19 protein-coding genes are annotated in these 21,263 nt (G+C 68.6%); 6 read left to right on the top strand and 13 right to left on the bottom strand.

All coding sequences use genetic code 11. The features are described 5' to 3' along the window. Window positions 1-42 precede the first annotated feature (42 nt). The gene (locus TMO_RS02715) at window positions 43-1,278 is read right to left on the bottom strand and encodes a cytochrome P450 (RefSeq protein WP_014744050.1); all 1,236 of its coding nucleotides are present in this window, start codon (window positions 1,276-1,278) and stop codon (window positions 43-45) included. Between the two features lie 254 nt (window positions 1,279-1,532). Between TMO_RS02715 and TMO_RS02710 the strand changes: the two genes are divergently transcribed. After that, window positions 1,533-2,123 (top strand): TetR/AcrR family transcriptional regulator, encoded by a 591-nt coding sequence (locus TMO_RS02710; protein ID WP_014744049.1) that lies wholly within the window; start codon window positions 1,533-1,535, stop codon window positions 2,121-2,123. Here the strand turns inward: TMO_RS02710 and TMO_RS02705 are convergent. The 9 genes from TMO_RS02705 to TMO_RS02665 all read right to left on the bottom strand — a co-directional run bounded on the left by TMO_RS02705 (window position 2,101) and on the right by TMO_RS02665 (window position 12,207). Further along, window positions 2,101-3,456 carry a dihydroorotase gene (locus TMO_RS02705; RefSeq protein ID WP_014744048.1) on the bottom strand — a complete coding sequence of 452 codons (1,356 nt, stop codon included), beginning with the start codon at window positions 3,454-3,456 and terminating at the stop codon, window positions 2,101-2,103. The two genes, TMO_RS02710 and TMO_RS02705, sit on opposite strands and share 23 nt — an antisense overlap. Next, complete coding sequence (thrS, locus tag TMO_RS02700; protein WP_014744047.1) at window positions 3,453-5,441, bottom strand: threonine--tRNA ligase; 1,989 nt, start codon at window positions 5,439-5,441, stop codon at window positions 3,453-3,455. Before thrS ends, TMO_RS02705 begins: the two co-directional genes overlap by 4 nt. A gap of 6 nt (window positions 5,442-5,447) precedes the next feature. Beyond that, window positions 5,448-6,008, bottom strand: a complete 561-nt coding sequence (locus TMO_RS02695; protein WP_014744046.1) for a carbonate dehydratase — start codon at window positions 6,006-6,008, stop codon at window positions 5,448-5,450. A 37-nt stretch (window positions 6,009-6,045) separates the two neighbouring features. Further along, entirely contained in the window at window positions 6,046-6,948 is a 903-nt protein-coding gene (folE2, locus tag TMO_RS02690; protein WP_014744045.1) for a GTP cyclohydrolase FolE2, read from the bottom strand. Between the two features lie 75 nt (window positions 6,949-7,023). Next, window positions 7,024-8,244 (bottom strand): zinc metallochaperone GTPase ZigA, encoded by a 1,221-nt coding sequence (gene zigA, locus TMO_RS02685; RefSeq protein ID WP_041604801.1) that lies wholly within the window; start codon window positions 8,242-8,244, stop codon window positions 7,024-7,026. Window positions 8,245-8,326: 82 nt separating this feature from the next. Continuing rightward, window positions 8,327-9,196 carry an FAS1-like dehydratase domain-containing protein gene (locus TMO_RS02680; RefSeq protein WP_014744043.1) on the bottom strand — a complete coding sequence of 290 codons (870 nt, stop codon included), beginning with the start codon at window positions 9,194-9,196 and terminating at the stop codon, window positions 8,327-8,329. Then, the gene (locus TMO_RS02675) at window positions 9,193-10,317 is read right to left on the bottom strand and encodes a CaiB/BaiF CoA transferase family protein (protein ID WP_014744042.1); all 1,125 of its coding nucleotides are present in this window, start codon (window positions 10,315-10,317) and stop codon (window positions 9,193-9,195) included. Before TMO_RS02675 ends, TMO_RS02680 begins: the two co-directional genes overlap by 4 nt. 14 nt (window positions 10,318-10,331) lie before the next feature. Beyond that, a complete protein-coding gene (locus TMO_RS02670) occupies window positions 10,332-11,495 on the bottom strand; it encodes an acyl-CoA dehydrogenase family protein (RefSeq protein WP_014744041.1) in 1,164 nt (387 codons plus the stop codon). 40 nt (window positions 11,496-11,535) lie between these two features. Further along, a complete protein-coding gene (locus TMO_RS02665; protein ID WP_014744040.1) occupies window positions 11,536-12,207 on the bottom strand; it encodes a TetR/AcrR family transcriptional regulator in 672 nt (223 codons plus the stop codon). 140 nt (window positions 12,208-12,347) lie between these two features. On the opposite strand from TMO_RS02665, the gene TMO_RS02660 reads away from it, so the two are divergent. The 4 genes from TMO_RS02660 to TMO_RS02645 all read left to right on the top strand — a co-directional run bounded on the left by TMO_RS02660 (window position 12,348) and on the right by TMO_RS02645 (window position 16,667). After that, window positions 12,348-13,325, top strand: a complete 978-nt coding sequence (locus TMO_RS02660) for an NAD-dependent epimerase/dehydratase family protein (protein ID WP_014744039.1) — start codon at window positions 12,348-12,350, stop codon at window positions 13,323-13,325. Next, window positions 13,312-14,658, top strand: coding sequence for a flavin-containing monooxygenase (locus tag TMO_RS02655; RefSeq protein ID WP_051045292.1), 1,347 nt, complete (start codon window positions 13,312-13,314; stop codon window positions 14,656-14,658). The genes TMO_RS02660 and TMO_RS02655 overlap by 14 nt, the downstream gene beginning before the upstream one ends. Window positions 14,659-14,943: 285 nt before the next feature. Beyond that, the gene (locus TMO_RS02650) at window positions 14,944-16,050 is read left to right on the top strand and encodes an NAD(P)/FAD-dependent oxidoreductase (protein ID WP_014744037.1); all 1,107 of its coding nucleotides are present in this window, start codon (window positions 14,944-14,946) and stop codon (window positions 16,048-16,050) included. Beyond that, window positions 16,047-16,667 (top strand): alpha/beta hydrolase, encoded by a 621-nt coding sequence (locus TMO_RS02645; protein WP_014744036.1) that lies wholly within the window; start codon window positions 16,047-16,049, stop codon window positions 16,665-16,667. The genes TMO_RS02650 and TMO_RS02645 overlap by 4 nt, the downstream gene beginning before the upstream one ends. A 5-nt stretch (window positions 16,668-16,672) precedes the next feature. On the opposite strand, the gene ybaK is transcribed toward TMO_RS02645, so the two are convergent. Further along, window positions 16,673-17,164: a Cys-tRNA(Pro) deacylase gene (gene ybaK, locus TMO_RS02640; RefSeq protein ID WP_014744035.1), complete on the bottom strand. Its 492-nt coding sequence runs from the start codon at window positions 17,162-17,164 to the stop codon at window positions 16,673-16,675. Window positions 17,165-17,225: 61 nt separating this feature from the next. Continuing rightward, on the bottom strand, window positions 17,226-18,152 hold the full coding sequence (locus TMO_RS02635; RefSeq protein WP_014744034.1) for a LysR family transcriptional regulator: 927 nt from the start codon (window positions 18,150-18,152) through the stop codon (window positions 17,226-17,228). Between the two features lie 138 nt (window positions 18,153-18,290). Here TMO_RS02635 and TMO_RS02630 point away from each other — a divergent pair, with 138 nt between their 5' ends. Next, window positions 18,291-19,475 carry an MFS transporter gene (locus tag TMO_RS02630; RefSeq protein ID WP_014744033.1) on the top strand — a complete coding sequence of 395 codons (1,185 nt, stop codon included), beginning with the start codon at window positions 18,291-18,293 and terminating at the stop codon, window positions 19,473-19,475. A gap of 25 nt (window positions 19,476-19,500) precedes the next feature. On the opposite strand, the gene TMO_RS02625 is transcribed toward TMO_RS02630, so the two are convergent. Next, window positions 19,501-21,132, bottom strand: coding sequence for a class I adenylate-forming enzyme family protein (locus tag TMO_RS02625; protein ID WP_014744032.1), 1,632 nt, complete (start codon window positions 21,130-21,132; stop codon window positions 19,501-19,503). Window positions 21,133-21,263 lie beyond the last annotated feature (131 nt).

Genomic DNA, 21,263 nt, shown 5'->3' with positions numbered 1-21,263 from the left:
CGTCTCCTGGGGGTCGGCTTTTGATTGAGCCCCCAGCTTACCTCAGGCCGCCGCCGATTTGACCGGCCGGAAGTGCACCGGCAGCGAGGTGATGCCGCGCATGATCAACGAGTCATGCCAGTCGGGGGCGGTGGTGCCGAGGGTGAGGTCGGGGATGCGCCGGGCAATCTCGCGACAGGCGATCTCGGCTTCCAGCCGGGCGAGCGGCGCGCCCAGGCAGAAATGGATGCCCTGGCCGAAGGTCAGATGGCGGTTGGGGCTGCGGTCGATGACGAAGTCGTCCGGCGCCTCGAAAACCCGCGGGTCGCGGTTGGCGGCGTTGAGCATCGCGAAGACCCGGTCGCCCTCTTTCAGTTCCCGCCCCTCCATCTCGTGGGTCACCCGCACCACCCGGGCAATGCCGCCCGAGGGGCCGTCATAGCGCAGGCATTCCTCCACCGCCGTCGCCAGCAGCTCAGGCGAGGGATCGGCCACCAGCCGCGCCCAGGCATCGGCATGCATCCGCATCGAATAGATGCCGTTGGAGATGAGGTTGGTGGTGGTCTCGTGGCCCGCGAACAGGAACAGCATGGCGGCGGCGATCAGTTCGTCCTCGGTCAGCCGTTCCTCGGGCGTGCCGACGGCGATCAGGGCGCTCAACACGTCTTCGCCCGGCCGCCGGCGGCGATCGGCGATCACCTCGCGGAAATAGGACGACATCTCAAGGGCCCCGCGACGGGCGCGCTCATACTTGTCGGGCACGTCGCGGGCACTGCCCAGGAACAGCGCCAGATCGTCGGACCAGTCCTTGAACCGGTCCAGCTGATCATGCGGCACGCCCAGCATGTCCATGATCACCGTCGCCGGCAGGGGATAGGCGAAATCCCGCACCAGATCCATCTCCCCCCGCGGCAGCAGATCGTCGAGCAGCCGGCCGACGATCCGCTCGACATTGGGGCGCAGCCGCTCCACCGCTTTGGGGGTGAAGGCCTCGTTCATCAGCCGCCGCAGCCTTGTGTGCTCGGGCGGGTCGCGGAACACCATCCACAGGTTCAGATAGCGGATCAGCTCTCCGACCACGCCGCGCCGCGCCTCGGGCAGGCTGTCGTAGAAAGGCGTCAGGCGGTCGGGCGACATCCGCCTGCTCAGGGCCACCTTGCGAACATCGGCATAGCGGGTGATGACCCAGGCGCGCAGATGCGGGTTCCAATGCACCGGATCCTCGTCCTGCAGACGGCGGAACGACGGGAAGGGGTTGTTGCGGATCTGCGGATCGCGGGGGTCGTAGTCGACGGTCATCTTGTCGCGGCCTTGGTCTCGGGTGAGATTGGGGATTGAGCGAACGAACGTTTGGTGCCATTCCTCCGAAGCTAGCAGGTGAATCTTAACCAAACAATTGTTTGTTAAATGGCCAGCTGCCTGCCTGCGCCGATCCGCCGGCTTGCCGCCCTCCGCGGAGGTGCCTATACAGGAGCGCGGCAATTCAATCGGCGTTGGGTTTCATGCGGCTTCGGGACGAGGCCGGGCTTTGACGACAGAGACGGGAAACGGGCATGGCGATCGAGACCGAAGGCAGCGAGGCGCAACGCCAGAACAACCGCCGGGACAAGCTGCTGGAAGCGGCCGCCCAGCTGTTTTCGAGCCAGGGCTACGAGGCGACCTCGATGCGCGACATCGCCGGCGCGGTCGGCATGCTGCCCGGTTCGGTCTATTATCACTTTCCGTCGAAAGAGGATCTGTTCGTCGCGGTCCACGACGAAGGCGTGCGCCAGATCACGGACTCGGTCCGCGAGGCGGTCAAGGGTCTGACCGACCCGTGGGAGCGGCTGGAGGCCGCCGCCGCGGGACATATGGACGCCCTGCTGGCCGATAACGGCTTCGCCTCGGTGGTGACGCCGGAATATTCCACCAAACTCGGCCAGGCGACCGAACGGCTGATCGCCCAGCGCGACGCCTATGAGCGGATGTTCGCCACCTTCGTCGATGCCCTGCCGCTGCCCGCAGGGGCCGACCGGCCGATGTTCCGGCTGGGGCTGCTCGGCATGCTCAACTGGGCACGGACCTGGTATCGCCCGGGACGCAAGACCCCGGCCGAGATCGGGCGCGAGATGGTGCGCCTGCTCAGGCAGGGGCCGATGGGCTGACGGGCACGTCCAGAAAGCCTACCGGCCGGCCGCACGGGAGGCCCGACAGCTCGCCCTCGCGCATCACCACCTGCCCGCGCAGAACGGTCGCCATCGGCCAGCCGGTCACCTCCATCCCGTCATAGGGCGTCCAGCCGGCCAGGCTGGCAATGTCGGCATCGGCGATCCTGCGGCGCGCGCCCAGGTCGACCAGCACCAGATCGGCATCGGACCCGACCGCGATCCGACCCTTGCCCGCAATCCCGAAGATCCGCGCCGGCCCGGCCGCGGTGAGATCGACCAGCCGCTCCAGGCTCAGCCGGCCGGCAGCGACATGGTTCAGCATCACCGGCAGCAGGGTCTGCACCCCGGTCATGCCGCTCGGGCAGGCGGGATAGGGTCGGGCCTTCTCGGCCCGGCTATGGGGGGCATGGTCGCTGCCGAGCACGTCGACCACACCGTCGCGCACGGCACGCCACAGCGCCGCGCGATGTGCCGCATCGCGCACCGGCGGGTTCATCTGGGCAAGGCTGCCAAGCCGCTCATAGCAGCCGGGCGCCTCAAGCGTCAGATGATGGGGGGTGACTTCGACGCTCACCCGCTGCTTGTGGCCCGCCAGGAACGCCATCTCCCCGGCGGTCGAGACATGCAGCACATGCAGCAGCCGCCCCGCCTCCGCCGCCAGCCGGACGATGCGCCGGGTGGCGAGCATGGCGCTCTCGGGGTCGCGCCAGACCGGGTGCAGGCGCACATCGCCCGCCGCCTCGACGATTGCCCGGCGGTCGCGAAGCCGCGCCTCGTCCTCGGCATGGACCGCCATCCGACGCCTGCCATTGGCAAGGATCCGGCGCAGCACCGTCTCGTCATCCGCCAGCAGATCGCCGAAGGAACTGCCCATGAAGACCTTCACGCCGGCGCAACCGGGCAGCCGCTCCAGCTGCGCCAGATCATCCGCATTGGCCGCGGCGCCGCCGATATAAAAGGCATGATCACACCAGGCATCACGGGCCGCGATCGCAAGCTTGGCCTCCAGATCCGCCGCTGTCAGGGTGGGCGGCGTGGTGTTGGGCATCTCGAAGATGGTGGTCACGCCCCCCAGCACGGCGCCCTGGGTGCCGGCTGCGATCGTCTCCTTGTGGGTGAGGCCGGGTTCGCGGAAATGCACCTGGCTGTCGATCACCCCCGGCAGCACATGCAGCCCGGCCGCATCGACCACCGTCTTCGCCGACCAGGATCCGGCGAGGTCGCCGAGCGCCACGATCCGGCCGGCCCGACAGGCGATATCGGCCCGGACGCGGCCGCCGGGCGTGATGACCACGCCGCCCCGCACCAGAAGATCCGCCGTCCCCGTCATGCCGGCACCGCCACAGGTATCAGCCCCCGCAGGCGCGCATCCTGCGCCACAATACCCGCTGCCAGATCCGGCGCCCGGCCACGTTCCGCCAGCAGCGCCACGGCTTCGGTCAACGGCACTGTTCCCGGATCCTCGCCGTCGCGGGCGGTGATCGCCACCTGCCCCGCCGCCATTTCAGCATCCCCCACCACCAGCAGGAAGGGGATGCGCTGCAGGCGCTGATCGCGGATCCGCCAGCCCAGACGCTGGTTGCGAAGATCGGCCTCCGCCCGCACGCCGGCGCCGGTCAGAACCTGCGCCACGGCGGCGGCATGGGCGGCATGGCGATCCGATACCGGCAACACCACCGCCTGCACCGGCGCCAGCCAGGTCGGCAGCCGACCGGCATGATGCTCCACCAGAATGCCGATGAACCGCTCCAGCGAGCCGAACAATGCGCGGTGCAGCATGACCGGCCGGCGCCGGGCGCCGTCGCTGTCGACATAGTCGATGTCGAAGCGTTCCGGAAGGTTCATGTCGACCTGCAGCGTGCCGCACTGCCAGTCGCGCCCGATCGCATCGTGCAGGACGAATTCAAGCTTGGGGCCGTAGAACGCCCCCTCCCCCGGATTGGTCCGCCACGAAAGCCCGAGACGCTCAAGCGCGTCGGCGAGTGCCCCTTCCAGCAGATCCCAATCGGCATCTTCCCCCATCCGGCTCTCGGGCCGGGTCGAGAGCTTGATGGTGACGTCCTCGAAACCGAAGGCGCGGTAGACGTCGAGCACCAGGGCGATGACGGTGCGGCATTCGTCATCCACCTGCGCCGGGGTGCAGTAGATATGGGCATCGTCCTGGGTGAAGTGGCGCACCCGCATCAGCCCGTGCAGCGCGCCCGACGGCTCGTAGCGATGCACCTTGCCGAACTCGCCCATCCGCAGCGGCAGATCGCGATGGCTCTTCAGGGCATGGCGGTAGAGCAGCACGCTGCCGGGGCAGTTCATCGGCTTCAGCGCGAAGGCCCGGCCGTCGCCGGTTTCGGTGGTGTACATGTGCCGGCGGTAGTTCTGCCAGTGGCCCGACGTCTCCCAGAGACCGCGATCCATGACATCGGGCGTGTTGACCTCGACATAGCCGGCGGCCGCCTGGCGACGGCGCATACAGGCCAACAGCTCCTGAAACAACGTCCAGCCGCGCGGATGCCAGAACACCGCCCCTGGCGCCTCGTCCTGGAAATGATAGAGGTCGAGTTCCCGGCCGAGCCGGCGGTGATCGCGCGCCTCGGCTTCGGCGAGGCGTGTCAGATGGGCATCGAGCGCCGCCCGGTCCGCCCAGGCGGTGCCGTAGATCCGCTGAAGCTGCGGATTGCGGGCATCGCCGCGCCAATAGGCACCCGAGATCCGCATCAGCCGGAACGCCTTCAGGAAGCGGGTGTTCGGCACATGCGGTCCGCGGCACATGTCGACATACTCGTCGTGGAAATAGAGGGCGAGTTCTGCCTCGTCGGGCATGTCCTCGATCAGCCGGAGCTTGTAATCCTCGCCGCGGGCCTCAAAGATCCGGATCGCCTCGTCCCGCGGCAGCATGCGCTTCACCACGGGGCGCTCGCGAGCGATCAGCTCCGTCATGCGCGCCTCGATCGCCGCCAGATCCTCGGGCGTGAAGCCCCGGTCGATGGCGATGTCGTAATAGAACCCGTCCTCGATCACCGGCCCGATCACCATCCGCGCCGCCGGATGGAGCTGTTTGACCGCCTGGCCCAGCAGATGGGCGCAGGAATGGCGGATGATCTCAACCCCTTCGGAATCGGCAGGGGTGATGATCCTGACCGCCGCATCCCGCTCGATCAGATCCGAGGCATCGACCAGGCGGCCATCGATCATGCCGGCCACGGTATTGCGGGCGAGGCCGGGGCCGATCGCGGCTGCAAGGTCCATCACGGTGACGGGATGCGGAAAACTGCGACGCGCTCCGTCGGGCAGGGTGACGATGATGGAGGGCTGGGTCATCGGGGATCAGAACTCGTTCTGGATGGTCTTGTAGCCGCGGACGAGCGCATTGTTCGTGCGCGCCACGTCTTCGGAGAACTCGCTGGCATCGGCGGAGACCCGCGGCAGCCGGGCAAGATCGGTCGCAGGACCGATGCGCTGGGTGGAGGTGACGTAGAAGCCCGCCGGCAGATGGCAGCCATCGACCACGGCATTGTGGCGGACGACGCAGCGATCCTCGATCGTGCAGTTGAACAGCACGCTGTTGAAGCCGATGAACACACCATTGCCCACCCGGCAGGGGCCGTGAACGATGGCGCGGTGGGCAATGGAGGTCCGCTCGCCGATTGTGACCGCGGCACCAGATTTGGAGTGGATCACCACCCCGTCCTGGATGTTGGAATGCGCCCCGATCACGATCGGCTCGATATGGCCGTCGGCATCCATCTCGTCGGCACGGATCACCGCATAGGGGCCGATGAAGACATCCGCCTCGACGATCACCAGCCCGCAGAGAATGGCCGTGGGGTCGACGAAGGCATCAGGGTGGACACGCGGCAGATCGCCACGCGGGTTCTTGCGGATCATGAGGGTCTCCGTCCGGGCTTCATCGGATGGTCGGGCATCAATCGGCCACCGCCACGACGTCATGAGGATGCAGGCTCTCCAGATGCCGGACGCGGATCGACGGCGCCTGATACCGATCATCCAGCATCGCCCGCAACCGGCGGGCGGCATCCTCCACGAACATCTGTCCGGCCCCGTTCAGGGCCGCGAAGGCCTGCTCATCCGCACGGCGCACGGCGGCCTGAACGGGAGTTCCGAGTGCCTGCTCGACAAGGTCGATCAGGCGCTCGGGCATCAGGTCGTCGAGGTCTGCGTCGACCTCCACTTCGGCCTCGCTGCGTTGGGCATGAGGGGTGGCGAGCGTGGCATGCCGGCGCAGCCAGCCGGCCGCCGCCGCCGGGTCGACGGCATCACCGTCGAAAGCCGCCGCAAATCCGTCGGCCACGAGTTCCCGGGCAAGGGCGGCGGAACAGGGGCAGGTGGAGGAATAGGTCACGGTGACCCGCATCCGGATGCGGAACACGCCGTCGCGCAGCTTCGCCCGGATCTGCACCGGATAGGATCGCCAGCCCGCCAGCCCTTCCGTAACCAGGGCGGCGCGACGTATCGGAAGGCCGATATCGAGCACCACCCCGGCGGCGGTCGTGCCGCAATCCTGATGGCTGGCGACCATCGCCTCAAGCACCGCGCGCAGGCGCGATGCCGTGACGGGCTGGCCGTCGGTCAGGCCATCAAGCAATCGGTAGAGCCGGGACATGTGAATGCCCTTCACTGCCGGTGCCGGCAGATCGACCCTGGCACCGGCACGCGCCGGAAGCCGGCCATGCCGGGGCAGAACGACCGGCAGATCCACGCCTTCGAAGCCCACCCAGCGCAAGGGCAGGGGAAAATCGGGGCGATCGGTCACGGAAACGTCGGGAAGCCGGGTATCGGCGGCGCGGAAAGGATGATCGGCAGACACGGTTATGTTTTCCCGGACAATCCTGGAGACGGGCGGAGGCGGCGCGGGGGCGGAGGCGGCGCGGGGGACGGATGCCTACGCCCACCCGGGAAAGGGATTGTCCCAGCCGATCCAGACCGCAGGCCCGGCCGCCATCTCGGCATCGGTCAGCAGACAGGCATCGAAACCGGCGCGCAGGCGGGGCTCGTCCATGGCGATGCCGATCAGCACCAGTTCCTGGCGGGCATCACCGGTCTCCGGATCCCAGCTTTCCAGGATGGTCTCGACATGCGCGGGATCCTCGGGCCAGTCCTCGGGCGGCAGGGCAGCCCACCAGTGGCCGGCCACACCATGGCGGGCGACGGCGCCCGCCTGCGACCAGGTCCCCGCAAGCGCCGGATGGCTCGCCAGCCAGAAAAACCCCTTAGAGCGGACGACACCCGGCCATTCGCGGCCGATCCAGGCGAAGAACCGCCCCGGATGGAAGGGCCGCCGGGCACGATAGACGAAGCTGCCGATGCCGTAGGCCTCGGTCTCCGGGACATGCGTGCCGCGCAGTTCGCGCAGCCAGCCCGGCGCCTCGGCCGCGGCGGCGAAATCGAACAGGCCGGTGGCCAGCACCCGGTCGAGCGGCACCCGGCCGAAGGCCGCGGTCTCGATCCGCGCGCGGGGGTTCAGACTGCGCAGGATGCCGGTCAGCCGCCCGAGATCTTCCGGGGTCACCAGATCGGTCTTGTTGAGCACGATCACGTCGCAGAACTCGACCTGCTCGATCAGCAGATCGACCACCTTGCGGCGGTCCTCGGGCCCCATGGATTCGCCGCGATCCTGAAGATCATCGCGTGAAGCGTAGTCGCGGAGGAAATTACAGGCATCGACCACGGTCACCATGGTGTCGAGCCGGGCGACATCTCCCAGACTGCGGCCCTCTTCATCGGCGAAGGTGAAGGTTTCCGCCACCGGCATGGGTTCGGAAATGCCGGTCGATTCGATCACCAGCTGATCGAACCGCCCCTCGCGCGCCAGCCGCCCGACCTCGATCAGCAGATCCTCGCGCAGGGTGCAGCAGATGCAGCCATTGCTCATCTCCACCAGCTTCGCATCGGTGCGCGTCAGCCCGGCGGTACCGGCGCGGACCAGGGCCGCGTCGATATTCACCTCGGACATGTCGTTGACGATCACCGCCACCCGCCGCCCCTCGTGATTGCCGAGGATGTGGTTGAGCAGCGTGGTCTTGCCGGCGCCGAGAAAGCCCGAGAGCACGGTGACTGGCAGGCGTGTGTCCGTGGGGGGATGGGAGACTGACGGGGTGGGCATGGAACTGGTCCCTGTATCGGAAGACCAATTATGTTATGTTATATTATAACATTTTAAAACCCTGTTTCTGCCCGCATGTGTCCTAGTCCCATCCCGCCTCCGCCGTCATCGCAACCGGCCCGCCGTCACGCGCGGTCCAGAGCTTCAACCCGTCCTCGGTCTCGGAAGCATGCAGGCGCACCGCATCGCCGTCGAAAAGCGGTGACAGGCTGCGGAAGCTGAACCGGTCCGGGGCGCGGCCGTCGAGGCCGGCTGCATAGTTGAACAGCAGGGTCGCCTGAAGCGGCCCGTGGACGACGAGACCGGGATAACACTCGACACCGGTCGCATAATCCCTGTCGTAATGGATGCGGTGACCGTTGAAGGTGAGCGCCGAATAACGGAAGAGCAGCGCCGGGCCGATCCCGACCGGACGGTGATGACGACCGGCCGGGGCAGGTTTGAGGAAGGCCGGTTCCGGCGCAGGCCCGGGCCCCGCTGCGGCGGGGTCGGGGGCCCCACGATAGACGATGTCCTGCCGCTCGGTCGCCACCACCCGGCCGGCGGCCGAGATCAGGTGCTCGACCGTCACGAAGCAGAGACTGCCGCTGCGTCCCTCGCGGAGCGTGACCTCGGCGATGCGCGACAGGCGGTCCATCACCTGGCCCACCCGCAGATCGCCGGTGAAGCGAACCGCGCCGCCCGCCCACATCCGCCGGGGCAGCGGCACCGGCGGCAGAAAGCCGCCGCGGGCGGGATGGCCGTCGGGGCCGAGGGCGGCCGTGGCCACGGCCGGCTGCCCCAGACACCAGTGGATCAGCCGGGGGGCCGCCTCCCCCGGCTGCGGGATCGGGCCGCCGATGTCGAAGGTGGCGCGGAAGCGCCGGACCAGATCGGGGGTCACCGCTTCGGTCGTGGTCTCCTGGCGGCCGATCCAGCCGCGCAGATGATCGAGGTCGATATCGGTCGTCATGCCGCCTCCGGATCGAGAGGGAGATGGTCACCCAGCGCCGGCACCGGCCCGTAGCGCCGGGGCGGACCGTCGAAGACCGGGGCCGGGGCCGGCATGGCGACCGGCCCCGAGGGCGTGTCGACGGTGATCCGGCGGAGATGGGGGTGGGCGGCAAGGCCGGCCATGTCGTTGAGGTCGGCGAAAGCGATCCCCACGCGCTGCAGAAGCGCCCGGATCGACGGACCGTCATCGGCGCCGATCGCCGCCGCCACCACCGCATCGGCCTCGGCGCGATGCGCCACCCGGCCGCGATTGCCGGCAAAGCGCGGATCGCTCGCAAGCCCGGGCCGGCCCGCAATCTCGCGCACGAAGGCCGCCCATTCCCGGTCGCTCTGGATCGCGACCAGCAGAATGGCGCCGTCGCGGGTGCGGAAGGTGCCATAGGGCGCGATCGAGGGATGGGACAGCCCCACCCGCCGCGGCGGCCGCCCGCCTTCCTGATGCAGCAGCGGCACGGTCAGCCAGTCGGCGGCGACGTCGAACATCGACACCGCGATCGCCGCCCCCCGGCCGCTGATCCCCCGCGCGATCAGCGCCTCAAGGATCGCGGCATGAGCGGTGGCCCCGGTCGCGATGTCGACGATCGAGGTGCCGACCCGCGCCGGCGCGTCCGGCCCGCCAGTGATGGAACACAATCCGGCTTCCGCCTGGACCAGCATGTCATAGGCCTTGCGGTCGGCGAGCGGCCCGGTCTCGCCATAGCCGCTGATCGAACAGATGATCAGCCTCGGGAAATCGCGCCGCAGATCCGCAACCGCACAGCCCATCCGGGCCAGAGCGCCCGGCTTCAGGTTCTGGACCAGCACATCGGCCCGGGCCAGAAGCTCGCGGAAGGCCACCCGCCCCGCAGCCTGAGCAAGGTCGAGCACCAGGCTCTCCTTGCCCCGGTTCAGCCAGACGAAATAGCTGCTTTCACCATGGGCGACATCGTCATAGCCGCGGGCGAAATCGCCCTCGGGGCGCTCGATCTTGATCACCCGTGCCCCGGCATCGGCCAGGCGCACGGTGCAGAACGGGGCCGAGACCGCCTGTTCCAGGGCGATCACGGTCAGGCCTTCAAGCGGCCGCACCTGCGGATCCATCAGCCCCTCCCCCGTCAGAACGACCGCGGCAGGCCGAGCACATGCTCGGCCACATAGGCGAGGATCAGGTTGGTGGAAATCGGCGCCACCTGATAGAGCCGGGTTTCGCGGAACTTGCGCTCGACATCGTATTCGGCGGCAAAGCCGAAGCCGCCATGGAACTGGATGCAGGCATTGGCCGCCTCCCACGAGGCCTTGGCCGCCAGGTATTTCGCCATGTTCGCCTGGGCCCCGCAGGGGCGGCCGGCATCGTAGAGGCGGCAGGCTTCCCAGCGCATCAGATTGGCGGCCTCGACCTCGATGAAGCTTTCGGCGATCGGGAACTGCACGCCCTGGTTCTGGCCGATCGGCCGGCCGAAGACCTGCCGCTCCGAGGCATAGGCCGAGACCTTGTCGATGAACCAGTAGCCGTCGCCGATGCATTCGGCCGCAATCAGCACCCGTTCGGCATTCAGCCCGGTCAGGATGTAGCGGAAGCCCTGGCCTTCCTCGCCGATCAGGTTTTCGGCCGGGATCTCCAACTCGTCGAAGAACAGCTCGTTGGTCTCGTGATTGACCATGTTGGCGATCGGCCGGACGCTGAGCCCGCGGCCGATCGCGTCGCGCAGGTCGACGATGAAGATCGACAGCCCCTCGGATTTCTTCGCCACCTGATCGAGCGGCGTGGTCCGGGCCAGCAGGATCATCAGGTCGGAATGCTGAATGCGCGAGATCCAGACTTTCTGGCCGTTGATCACCCAGCGGTCGCCGCGCCGGATCGCGGTGGTCCGGATCCGGGTGGTGTCGGTGCCGGCGCCGGGCTCGGTGACGCCCATCGACTGCAGCCTGAGTTCGCCCGCCGCGATCGCCGGCAGATAGCGCCGGCGCTGGTCCTCCGATCCATGGCGGACCAGGGTGGTCATGTTGTACATCTGGCCGTGACAGGCCCCGGAATTGCCGCCCGAGCGGTTGATCTCTTCCATGATCACGGACGCTTCGGCGAGGCCCAGCCCGGCGCCGCCATACTGTTCCGGGATCAGGGCCGCCATCCAGCCGGCACGGGTCAGGGCCTCGACGAAGGCCTCGGGATAGGCGCGACCGGCATCCACCCTGCGGTGATATTCAGGTGGAAAACCGGCGCAGAGCGCCCGCACCGCCGCCCGGATCTCGGGATGGGCCTCGTCACCGACGGTCTGCATCCTCCGGAACCTCCCTGGACTTTTTCGTTATCCAGGCAGTCTACCCCGCAGCGGGTCGCGCGCGCAGGCCATCGATGATCGTCCGGACCATTTCCTCCGCCAGACGGTCGCGCGCCCCCTCTCCGGCATCGGCTTCGGGGCGATACCAGAAGATCGACCATTGCAGCGCGCCCAGCATCATTTTGACCGCGATCGAGGGGGCGACCGGCCCCAGCAGCCCCGCCTCGGCCGCGCGCAGGGTCTGGGCCTTGAACAGGGCTTCGAAGCGGTCGCGACTGGCGATCAACTCGTCCAGGGTGCGGCGCTGATCGGGGGTGGTCGCCCCGAACCGGTGGATCTGCACGCCCTGGGCAACCACGGTTTCGAAGGCATGATGGTCCATCATTGCCCGGGCATGGGCCAGCAGCATGGCGCGGAGCACCGCCAGCGCATCGCCGGCAGATGCCATGGCCGGCTCCACGGCCGCGAACAGCCGCCGCATGCCCTCGCGATGGACGTCGAAGAACAGATCGGTCTTGGTGGCGTGGTAGTGGTAGATGAAGCCCTTGGTGCAGCCCATCGACCGGGCGACGTCGTCGATGCTGGTGGCGTGATAGCCGGTGCGCATGAAGCAGTTGGCCGCCGCCTCCAGCAGTTCCATGCGGCGGCTCGCCGCCTCGGCCTCGTCGATCTTCCGCCCGCGTCGCGCCACGCCGTCCTCCGCGATCTTCATGGCCGGGCATCCTAAGCCAAGCCGTCCCGAGGGGCCAGATCAGCGGCAGCAGCTTGCCCGGAAACATCCTACTCAGTAGTATGTTAATAAACATCCCACCGGATCAACCGGTTCGGGCACCCTGGGAGGAGACGCCGTCCATGACGAACGTGTTGATCACCGGCGCCGGCGGCTTTCTCGGCCGGCGCCTGGCCCGGGTGATTGCCGCAGGAGCCCCACTACCGGGGGCGGATGGCGGCAAGGGGCCGGCCAGCCGGCTGGAACTGGTCGATCTGACGGCACCGGAACCGCCGGCCGGAACGGCGATGCCCGTTGCCTGCACCGCCGCCGACCTGGCCGATCCGGCAACGGCCGCGGCTCTTGGCGCCAGGGGCGCCGACATCGTCTTTCACCTGGCCGCCAGCCTGACGCTGGATGCCGAACGCGCGCCGGATGCCGCCTGGGCGGTGAATGTGGAGGCGCCGCGCCGGATGGCCGAAGCGGCAACGGGCCACCCCCGCTTCATCTTCACCAGTTCGATCGCGGTTTTCGGCGGCGACCTGCCGCCTGAGACCAGCGACGACCTCAGGCCGATGCCCGCCACCAGCTATGGCACCCACAAGGCGATCGCAGAGCTGATGCTGGCCGATCTGTCGCGCCGGGGCCGGATCGACGGCCGCTCCCTGCGCCTGCCGATCGTGGTCACCCGCCCCGGCGCACCGACACCGGCCGTCTCTGACCGGATCGCCGCACTGATCCGCGAGCCGCTGGCCGGCTGCGACGTCGTCTCGCCCCTGCCGCCCGAAACCCTGGTGCCGCTCGCCTCGGCGGGTGCGGTGGTACAGGCGCTGCTGCGGCTGGTGGCGGTGGCGGAGGACGATCTGCCGCCCGGACGCGCCCTCAATCTGCCGGCGCTCACCGTGACCATCGGCGAGATCGCCGCCGCCGTGAAAGCCCGCGGCGCCACCGGAGGGATCGGTTTCGCGCCAGAGGCTGATCTGGCCCACATCGTCCAGGGCTGGCCGCAGCACTTCGTCTCGGCCCGGGCCGAGCCTCTGGGTATCCGGCCGGATGCCAGCCTCGACGCCCTCATCGCCGATCATCTGAGGCATGAGGGGGCCGGCCATGTCGGGTCCTGATCGGAGGGGCGTGGAGGACGGCACCGGCTGTCCCGACATCTGCATCATCGGCGCCGGCTCGTCGGGTGTGGCGGTCGCCAAGGCGCTGAAGGAGCGCGGCATCGCCTTCGCCTGCTACGAAACCGGTTCCGATATCGGCGGAATGTGGCGCTATCGCAACGACAACGGCATGTCCTCGGCCTATGCGGCGCTGCATATCGATACCAGCCGGGACAATCTGGGCTATCCGGATTTCCCGATCCCGAAGCACCTGCCCGACTTTCTCTCCCACGCCCAGTTCCTGGCCCATCTGGAGGCCTATGCCGACCATTTCGGCATCCGCCCCCTGATCACCTTCCGCACCGCAGTCACCGCGGTCACGCCGGCGGGCGACGGGCGCTGGCAGGTCTCGCTGTCCGACGGCCGCAGGATCCCTTATCGCCATGTCGTCGTCGCCAACGGCCATCTCTGGGATCCGCGCCTGCCTGATTTTCCGGGGCAATTCGACGGCACGACGCTGCATGCCCATCATTACCGCACCAGCGATCCCTTCGAAGGGCGGCGCGTGCTGGTGGTCGGCCTCGGCAATTCGGCGGTCGACATCGCGGTCGACCTGTGCCGGCGGGCCGCCCATGTCGCGATCTCCACCCGCCGCGGCGCCTGGATCATGCCCAAATACCTGATGGGTGTGCCGGTCGACCGCTGGTCGGCGCTCCTCTCGCGCCGTCTGCATCTGCCGACCCGGCTGACCCGCATGATCATGGCCCGGCTGATCCGGCTGGCGGTCGGCGATCAGCGGCGCTTCGGCCTGCCGCGTCCGGCCCATCCGATGTGGCGGGAACACGCGACGCTCAGCCAGGATCTGCTGCCGGCGATCGGCCATGGACGGATCACCATGCGCCCCGACATCGCCCGGCTGGACGGCGATGGCGTGGTCTTCACCGACGGCGCCCGCGATCCCTTCGATGCGATCATCTACGCCACCGGCTATCGGACCAGCTTCCCCTTCCTCGATCCCGGCCTCGCCCGGCAGGCCCTCGGCGACGAGAGCCGGCCGGCGCTCTATCGCCGCATCCTCTCCCCCGCCTGCCCCGGCCTCGCCTTTGCCGGGCTGGTGCAGCCGATCGGGCCGACAATTCCACTGGTCGAGATCCAGGCCCGCTGGCTCGCCAGCCTGCTGTCCGGTGCGATGGCCCCGGCGGGGCCCGAGGATCAGCGTCGCGAAATCGCCCGTCATCACGCGGTTCAGCGCCGGACCTGGCTCGACAGCCCGCGCTACGCGCTGGAGGTGGACTACAAAACCTATGCCCGACAGCTGAGGCGCGACATGGCCCGGGGGCAGGCCGGGATCTGACCCGGCTGTCGCCGGATTCCGTTCCGCCTGGTGATCCCCCGGGCAAAAAACCGGCGCCACGGTCCGGAATGGCTGCTGAATTCAACCTGGACGTGATAAATTCTCGATCCGCGGGCCGTCCGGTGCCCGGTGGTCCGGGAGCGGCAGGCTGATCCGGCCCGCCAGGATCGTATTGTGGTTGCCGAGCCGGATGGACTAGCCACAAGATCGCCCCCATCTGGGGAACGGGCGGCGCCTGGCGCCGGTCCGCATCCATTGTCGACCTGATACGGAAACCGGAGTCCGATGACCGCGACCTCGACCACTTTCGATCCCGCCGCCTATGGCATCGCGCCGGGTGCCGCCGGCGACATCGTCGCAACCCAGCCCGGCGGGCGGCACGAGACCGACATCGCCGTGATCGGGGCCGGCCCCGTGGGCCTGTTCTCGGTGTTCGAGGCGGGCATGCTGAAGCTGAAGACGCATGTCATCGACGCCCTGCCGCATGTCGGCGGCCAGTGCAGTGCCATGTATCCGGAAAAGCCGATCTACGACATCCCCGGCTGGCCGAAGATCGAGGCGCAGGCCTTGATCGACCAGTTGGCCGCCCAGGCCGCCCCCTTCGACCCGGTCTGGCATCTGGGCCAGCAGGTCACGGATCTTTCCCGCGACGAGGCCACGGGCGACTGGATCGTGGGCACCGACAAGGGCACGCAGATCCAGGCCAAGGCGGTGCTGATCGCCGCCGGCGTCGGCGCCTTCGGACCCAACCGGCCGCCGCTTGCCGGCATCGAGGCCTATGAAGAACGCGCGGTCTTCTATCGTGTCGCCCGCAAGGAAGCCTTCCGCGGCAAGCGGGTGGTGATCGCGGGCGGCGGCGACAGCGCGCTCGACTGGGCGATCGAGCTTGCCGATATCGCCTCTGCGATCATGGTCATCCATCGCCGCCCGAAATTCCGTGGGGCGCCGGAAAGCGTGGCGAAACTGCATGCCCTGGCGGCCCAGGGCAAAATCGACCTGGTCGTGCCCTACCAGCTCCACGGCCTGGAGGGTGATCCGGAAACCGGCCGGCTGGATGTCGTGACGGTCGCCGATCTGGACGGCAATATCCGCCGGCTGGAGGCCGACGTGCTACTGCCCTTCTTCGGCCTGTCGATGAATCTGGGCCCGATCCTGACCTGGGGCCTGGCGCTGGACCAGAACCACATCACGGTCGAACAGGCGACCATGTCGACCAGCCTGCCCGGCATCTTCGCCATCGGCGACATCGCCCGCTATCCGCACAAGCTGAAGCTGATCCTCTCGGGCTTCGCCGAGGCCGCCTCGGCAACCCATGCCGCCCGCGAGATCTGCCGCCCGGGCGAGGTGATGCATTTCGAATATTCCACCACCAAGGGCGTGCCGGGGGCATGACAGCCACCGCCCTCGTCATCATGCTCCACGGGGTCGGCAGCAATGGCGCCGATCTGGAGCCGCTCGGGCATTTCTGGCAGGGGGCGCTGCCGGGGGCGGTGTTCGTGTCGCCGGATGCGCCGCATCGTTTCGATCAGGCGCCGACCGGCTTCCAGTGGTTCTCGATCGGGTCGATCACGGCCGCCGACCGGGCCGCCAGGATTGCCGCGGCACGGGCGGATTTCGATGCGCTCCTCGACCGGATCGTGACGGAGCAGGGCTTTCGCGACCGGCTGGACCGGGTGGCGCTGGTCGGGTTCTCGCAGGGCTCGATGATGCTGCTGGACGGCATCGCCCGCGGCCGCTGGCCGGTGGCGGCGGGCGTCGCCTTCTCGGGGCGGCTCGGCACGGCCGATCCGCTGACGCCGGCGCATCTGACGCCGCTGCTGCTGATCCACGGCCTGGCCGATCCGGTGGTGCCGGCGGAAGAGAGCCGGCAGGCCGCCGAGCGGCTGGCCGAAGCCGGGATGGATGTCGAGGCGCGGTTCGAGCCCGGGCTCGGCCACACCATCTCCCAGGCGGGCGCCATGGAGGCGGGGCGGTTCCTCGCCGGGAAGCTGGGCTTCGGATCCGTCTGACGGGGTCAGGCGATCAGCGGCGCGGTCACCGCCCCCAGCGCCCGGACCAGATCGGCCGGTGCGAGCTTCGCCTGAAGCCCGCGCTGGCCGCCATTCACGAGGACATAAGGCTCGGCCATCGCCGCCGCCTCGACCGCGGTCGGCACCCGCTTCTTCTGGCCGAAGGGGCTGATGCCGCCGACATGATAGCCGGTGATGCGCTCGGCATCGGTCGGGCGCATCATCACCGCCGCCTTGCCGCCGAAGGCCTGGGCGAGCCTTTTCATGCTCACCTCGTGATCCGACGGCACCACCACGCAGACCGCGCGGCCGTCGACCTCGGCCATCAGCGTTTTCAGCACCCGCCGCGGCGGCTCCCCGATCGCCTCGGCCGCCTGCAGGCCGATACGCTCGGCATCGGGATCATAGTCATAGGTCAGCGTCTCGAAGGCGATGCCGGCGCGGGCGAGGGCCTGGGTGGCGCGGGTGGATGCCGTGGGTTTCCCGGATTTCGCCATGACGGGCCGCCTTCCTGCACGAATGTGACGGCGGAGATATAGCATGGCCGGGCGGAACCGGTCACAGATGCAGCGCCTGAATTTCACGGCGCAGCCAGCAGATCTTGGGATCGCGGTCGCGGCGCGGATGCCAGGCCAGATGGATGGTAAACCCCGGCACGGTCACCGGCGGCTCGAAGATGTCGAGATCGCGGGTGCAGGCCATGGCCAGACGCTCTGGCGCCATGGCGATCAGGTCCGTGCGGGCCAGCAGCGGCGGCAGTTGCAGAAAACTCGACACCGAGGCCGCGATCCGGCGGGTACGGCCGAGGGCCGCCAGCGCCTCGTCGGTCACCCCGCGCAGTGCGCCACCGACCGGCGACACCAGGACATGAGGCAGGCGGCAGAATTCATCCAGATCGAACGGCCCCGTACCACGCGGATGCCCGCGCCGTTGCACGGCTACGAAACGTTCGTCGAACAGCCGGCTGCGGATCGCCCCCTGGGGCAACAGGGGCTCTGAGGCGATCATCAGATCCGCGCAGCCCTCTTCCAGATCCTGACGGCTGCGCTGCGGGTCGTGGGCCATCATGACCACCCGGGTGTCGGGCACAACCCGTGTATCCGGTGCCGGCACATCGCCGCGGCCTTCGAAGGCCGCAACCAGCCGGCCGGTCACCGCGGCGTGAATATAGTCGGTGGCGATCACCCGCACCGTCACCGGCCCGGCCATGGGATCGAAGGGGAGTTCCGCGGCAACCAGAGACTGAAGCTCGTCGAGCAGGCGATTGAGCGGCTGGCGCAGTGCCTCGGCGCGGCTGGTCGGCACCAACGTGCGGCCAGATCGGACCAGCAGGGGGTCGTCGAACAGGTCGCGCAGGCGCGCGAGCTGGGCCGACAGCGCCGGCTGGCTGATCCCCAGCCGGCGGGCGGCGCGGGTGACGCTGCGTTCCGCCAGCAGCACATCCAGCGACAGCAGCAGGCCCAGATCATGCCGCGGCAGATCCATGCAGATTATCCTTCCTATACGAAACATCGATTTGAATTATGCCAGAGCCGAAGGCAGCTTCAACGGCCGGAGCCATCCGATCTCCGCACCCGACATTCCATCGCAATCGCCGGCCCTGCCGGCGCACAGGACGTCCGCATGCCCCGTCACACCCGCGCCACCCGCCGTCTTCCTGCCCTGCTGGCTCTTGCCGGCGGCTATTTCACCGTGGGTGTCGCCTCCATGTCGGTGATCGGCTTCGCCCAGCCGCTCACCGCCGACCTCAACCTCCCCCCGTCTGCCGTGGGCGGGCTGGTCACGGCCTTCGCCATCACCTATGCGCTCGCCGCACCGGCCATGCAGATCCTGTTCGGCGATCGCGACCGGCGACGGATGGTGATGACCGGGCTTGCAGGCGTGTGCCTGGGCGCCGTGCTCTGTGCGCTGGCACAAAGCTACGGAATGCTGGTCGCCGGCCGCACGGTGATGGCGCTGGGGGCGGGTCTGGTCGGCCCGACCGTCTCGGCCACCGGTGCCATTCTGGTCGACGAAGACCGCCGGGCCTCGGCACTGGCTACCGTCTTCGGCGGCATGACTGCGGCGGTGGTGATCGGCGTGCCGATCTGCAGCATGGCCGGGATCGCGATCGGCTGGCGCGGCGTCACCTGGGGGATCGCTGCAATTGCCGTGCTGGTCGCCCTGGCGGTGCGCGCGACCGTGCCCGGGGGGCTGCGCGGCTCCCGCTCGGGTGCGAGAGTGCTGCTGCGTATGATGGTCGACCGGCGGATCGGCATGGCGCTGGTGGTGCCGCTGATGCAGATGTCCGGCATCTTCGTCACCTACGCCCTGCTCGCCCCCTGGATGACCGCCGTCGCCGAGGCCGGCGGCCGCGTCCTGCCCGAAACCGCGGTCCCCACCGCCATGTTCATCTACGGCGCCGGCGGGCTGATCGGCAATGCGCTGGGTGCCGTGCTGGAACGCCGTTTCGGTGCCGTCAGCACGCTGCGCATCACCCTCACCGCCCTGGGTCTGGGCTTCGCCGCGGCACTGGTGGTGCCGGGCGGGCTGGTTCCGCTCTATCTGCTGATGTCGGTCTGGGCAATCACGGCCATGTCGTTCATGGCCCCCCAGCAGAAGCGCCTGGTGGATCTGGCCGGCGATCGCGCCGGCCTCGCTCTCGCGCTCAATGCGTCCGCGCTCTATGCAGGCATGTCGCTGGGCTCGGGCGTGGGGGTGGCGGTACATGGCGGGGCGGGGCCACTGCTGCTGCCCGCCGCCTCGCTCGCCTTCGTGGTGGTCGCCATGCTCGCGCTCGAGATATCGCAGCGGCCGGCGCGGGCGTGACCACGACCAGCCAACCGACCGCCGATCAGATCACCCGCCCCTCCGCCGCCCAATAGGGCGCGCGCAGCTCGCGCTTCAGCACCTTGCCGAGCGCGTTGCGCGGAAATTCCGCGCGGAACTCCACAGCCGTCAGGCGCTGGGTCTTGGCCAGCCGGTCATTCGCCCAAGCCTTGAGATCGGCCTCTGTGACCCGGGCGCCGTCGCGCGGGATCACCAGCGCCAGCGCCGCCTCGCCCCATTTTTCATGCGGCACGCCGATCACCGTCACGTCGAGCACATCGGGATGGCCGCCCAGCACGGTCTCGACATCGGTCGGGAAGACGTTGAAGCCGCCCGAGACGATCATGTCCTTCTTGCGGTCGAGGATGTAGAGGAAGCCCGCCTCGTCCAGCCTGCCGATATCGCCGGTGCGGATGAAGCTGCGGCCGCGCTCGTCCCGCCAGATCGCGGCGGCGGTCGCCTCGGGCCGGCCGTGATAGCCGGCCATCATGCCGGCGCCATAACCGGCGATCTCGCCCGCCTCGCCTGCCGGCAACTCGCGCCCCTCGTCGTCAATGATCCGGACCTCGAAACCCAGCACCGGCGTGCCGACCGAGCTCAACCGGGTTGCATGGAATTCGGGCTTCAGCATGGTCGCGAAGCCTTCGGTCAGGCCGTAAAGCTCGTAAAGCCCCGGCCCCATCCGCGCCAGCACCGCCTGCTTGGTGTCGGGCCTGAGGGGGGATCCGGCCGAGAGCATGGTCTTGAGGCTGGAGAGGTCGGCCTGATCGAGCGCCGGAGAGGCCAGGGTCAGGATGTACTGGGTCGGCACCATGAAGGTGTGGGTGATCCGCTCCCGTGCCACCGTCTCAATGAAAGCCGCCGGGTCGAATTGCGGCAGGATATGGAGCGTGCCGCCGGTGAACAGCACCGGCAGCACCATCAGCCAGGTGCCGTTTGAGTAGAGCGCGGTGGTGGTCAGCGCCTGCGAGGTCTGATCGAAGCGCATCTCGATGGCGTTGGAGAATGACCAGTGCTGCCGCGCCCGGTGGGTCTGGACGATGCCCTTGGGCAGGCCGGTGGTGCCGGAGCTGTAGATGATGTTGAACGGGTCATCCGGGGCATAGCGCACGGGCGGCTGGGTCGCGGGCGCATCGCCCAGGAAATCTTCGTAAGCCACCCAGCCCGGCCGCTCGCCGCCCAGCACCACGAACCGGTCCGGTGCGATCTGGTCGAGCCGGTCCCGGACCGGTGCGATCCGCTCGATCAGCCCGGAGGCGACGATCAGGGTCGTGGCCCCGGAATCGGTGATCAGATGGGCCAGCTGGTCAGGCGTCAGCATGGCCGACAGCGGCACCAGACAGGCCCTGGCCTTGACCACGCCGAACATCACCGGGATGGTGAGGATCTCGTTGCCGAGCAGCACCGCGACCTTGTCGCCGCGGCCGAGCCCGCGGGCATGGAGGGCATTGGCCAGCCGGTTCATCGCCTGGTCGAAACCGCGCCAGCTGAGCCGGTCTTCGCCACAGACGATGGCGTCCTTCTCGGGGAAATGGCGGGCATGCACCGCCCAGATTTCGGGCAGATAGACATGGATGTCGTCGGGCCGGTCCCAGGCACCCTCACTCTCCCCGGATCCCGTCCGGTCAGAGAGGGCCGGCTGCGTCACCACGGTCATCTCCTGCGTGTCCTCCGTCTGGCTCTTCCCGCCGGAGTGGCCCGGCGGGCGGCGATTAAACAAACCATTGTTTGGTTCATTATATCGACTCTGGCCTGCATCTTCCCGCCTGTCCAGGCCGAAAGCGGCCC

The organism is Tistrella mobilis KA081020-065 (genome assembly GCF_000264455.2).
Lineage (GTDB): Bacteria > Pseudomonadota > Alphaproteobacteria > Tistrellales > Tistrellaceae > Tistrella > Tistrella mobilis.
Note: the sequence above shows the minus strand (reverse complement) of the source record. Positions and strands in the feature narration are given on the sequence as shown.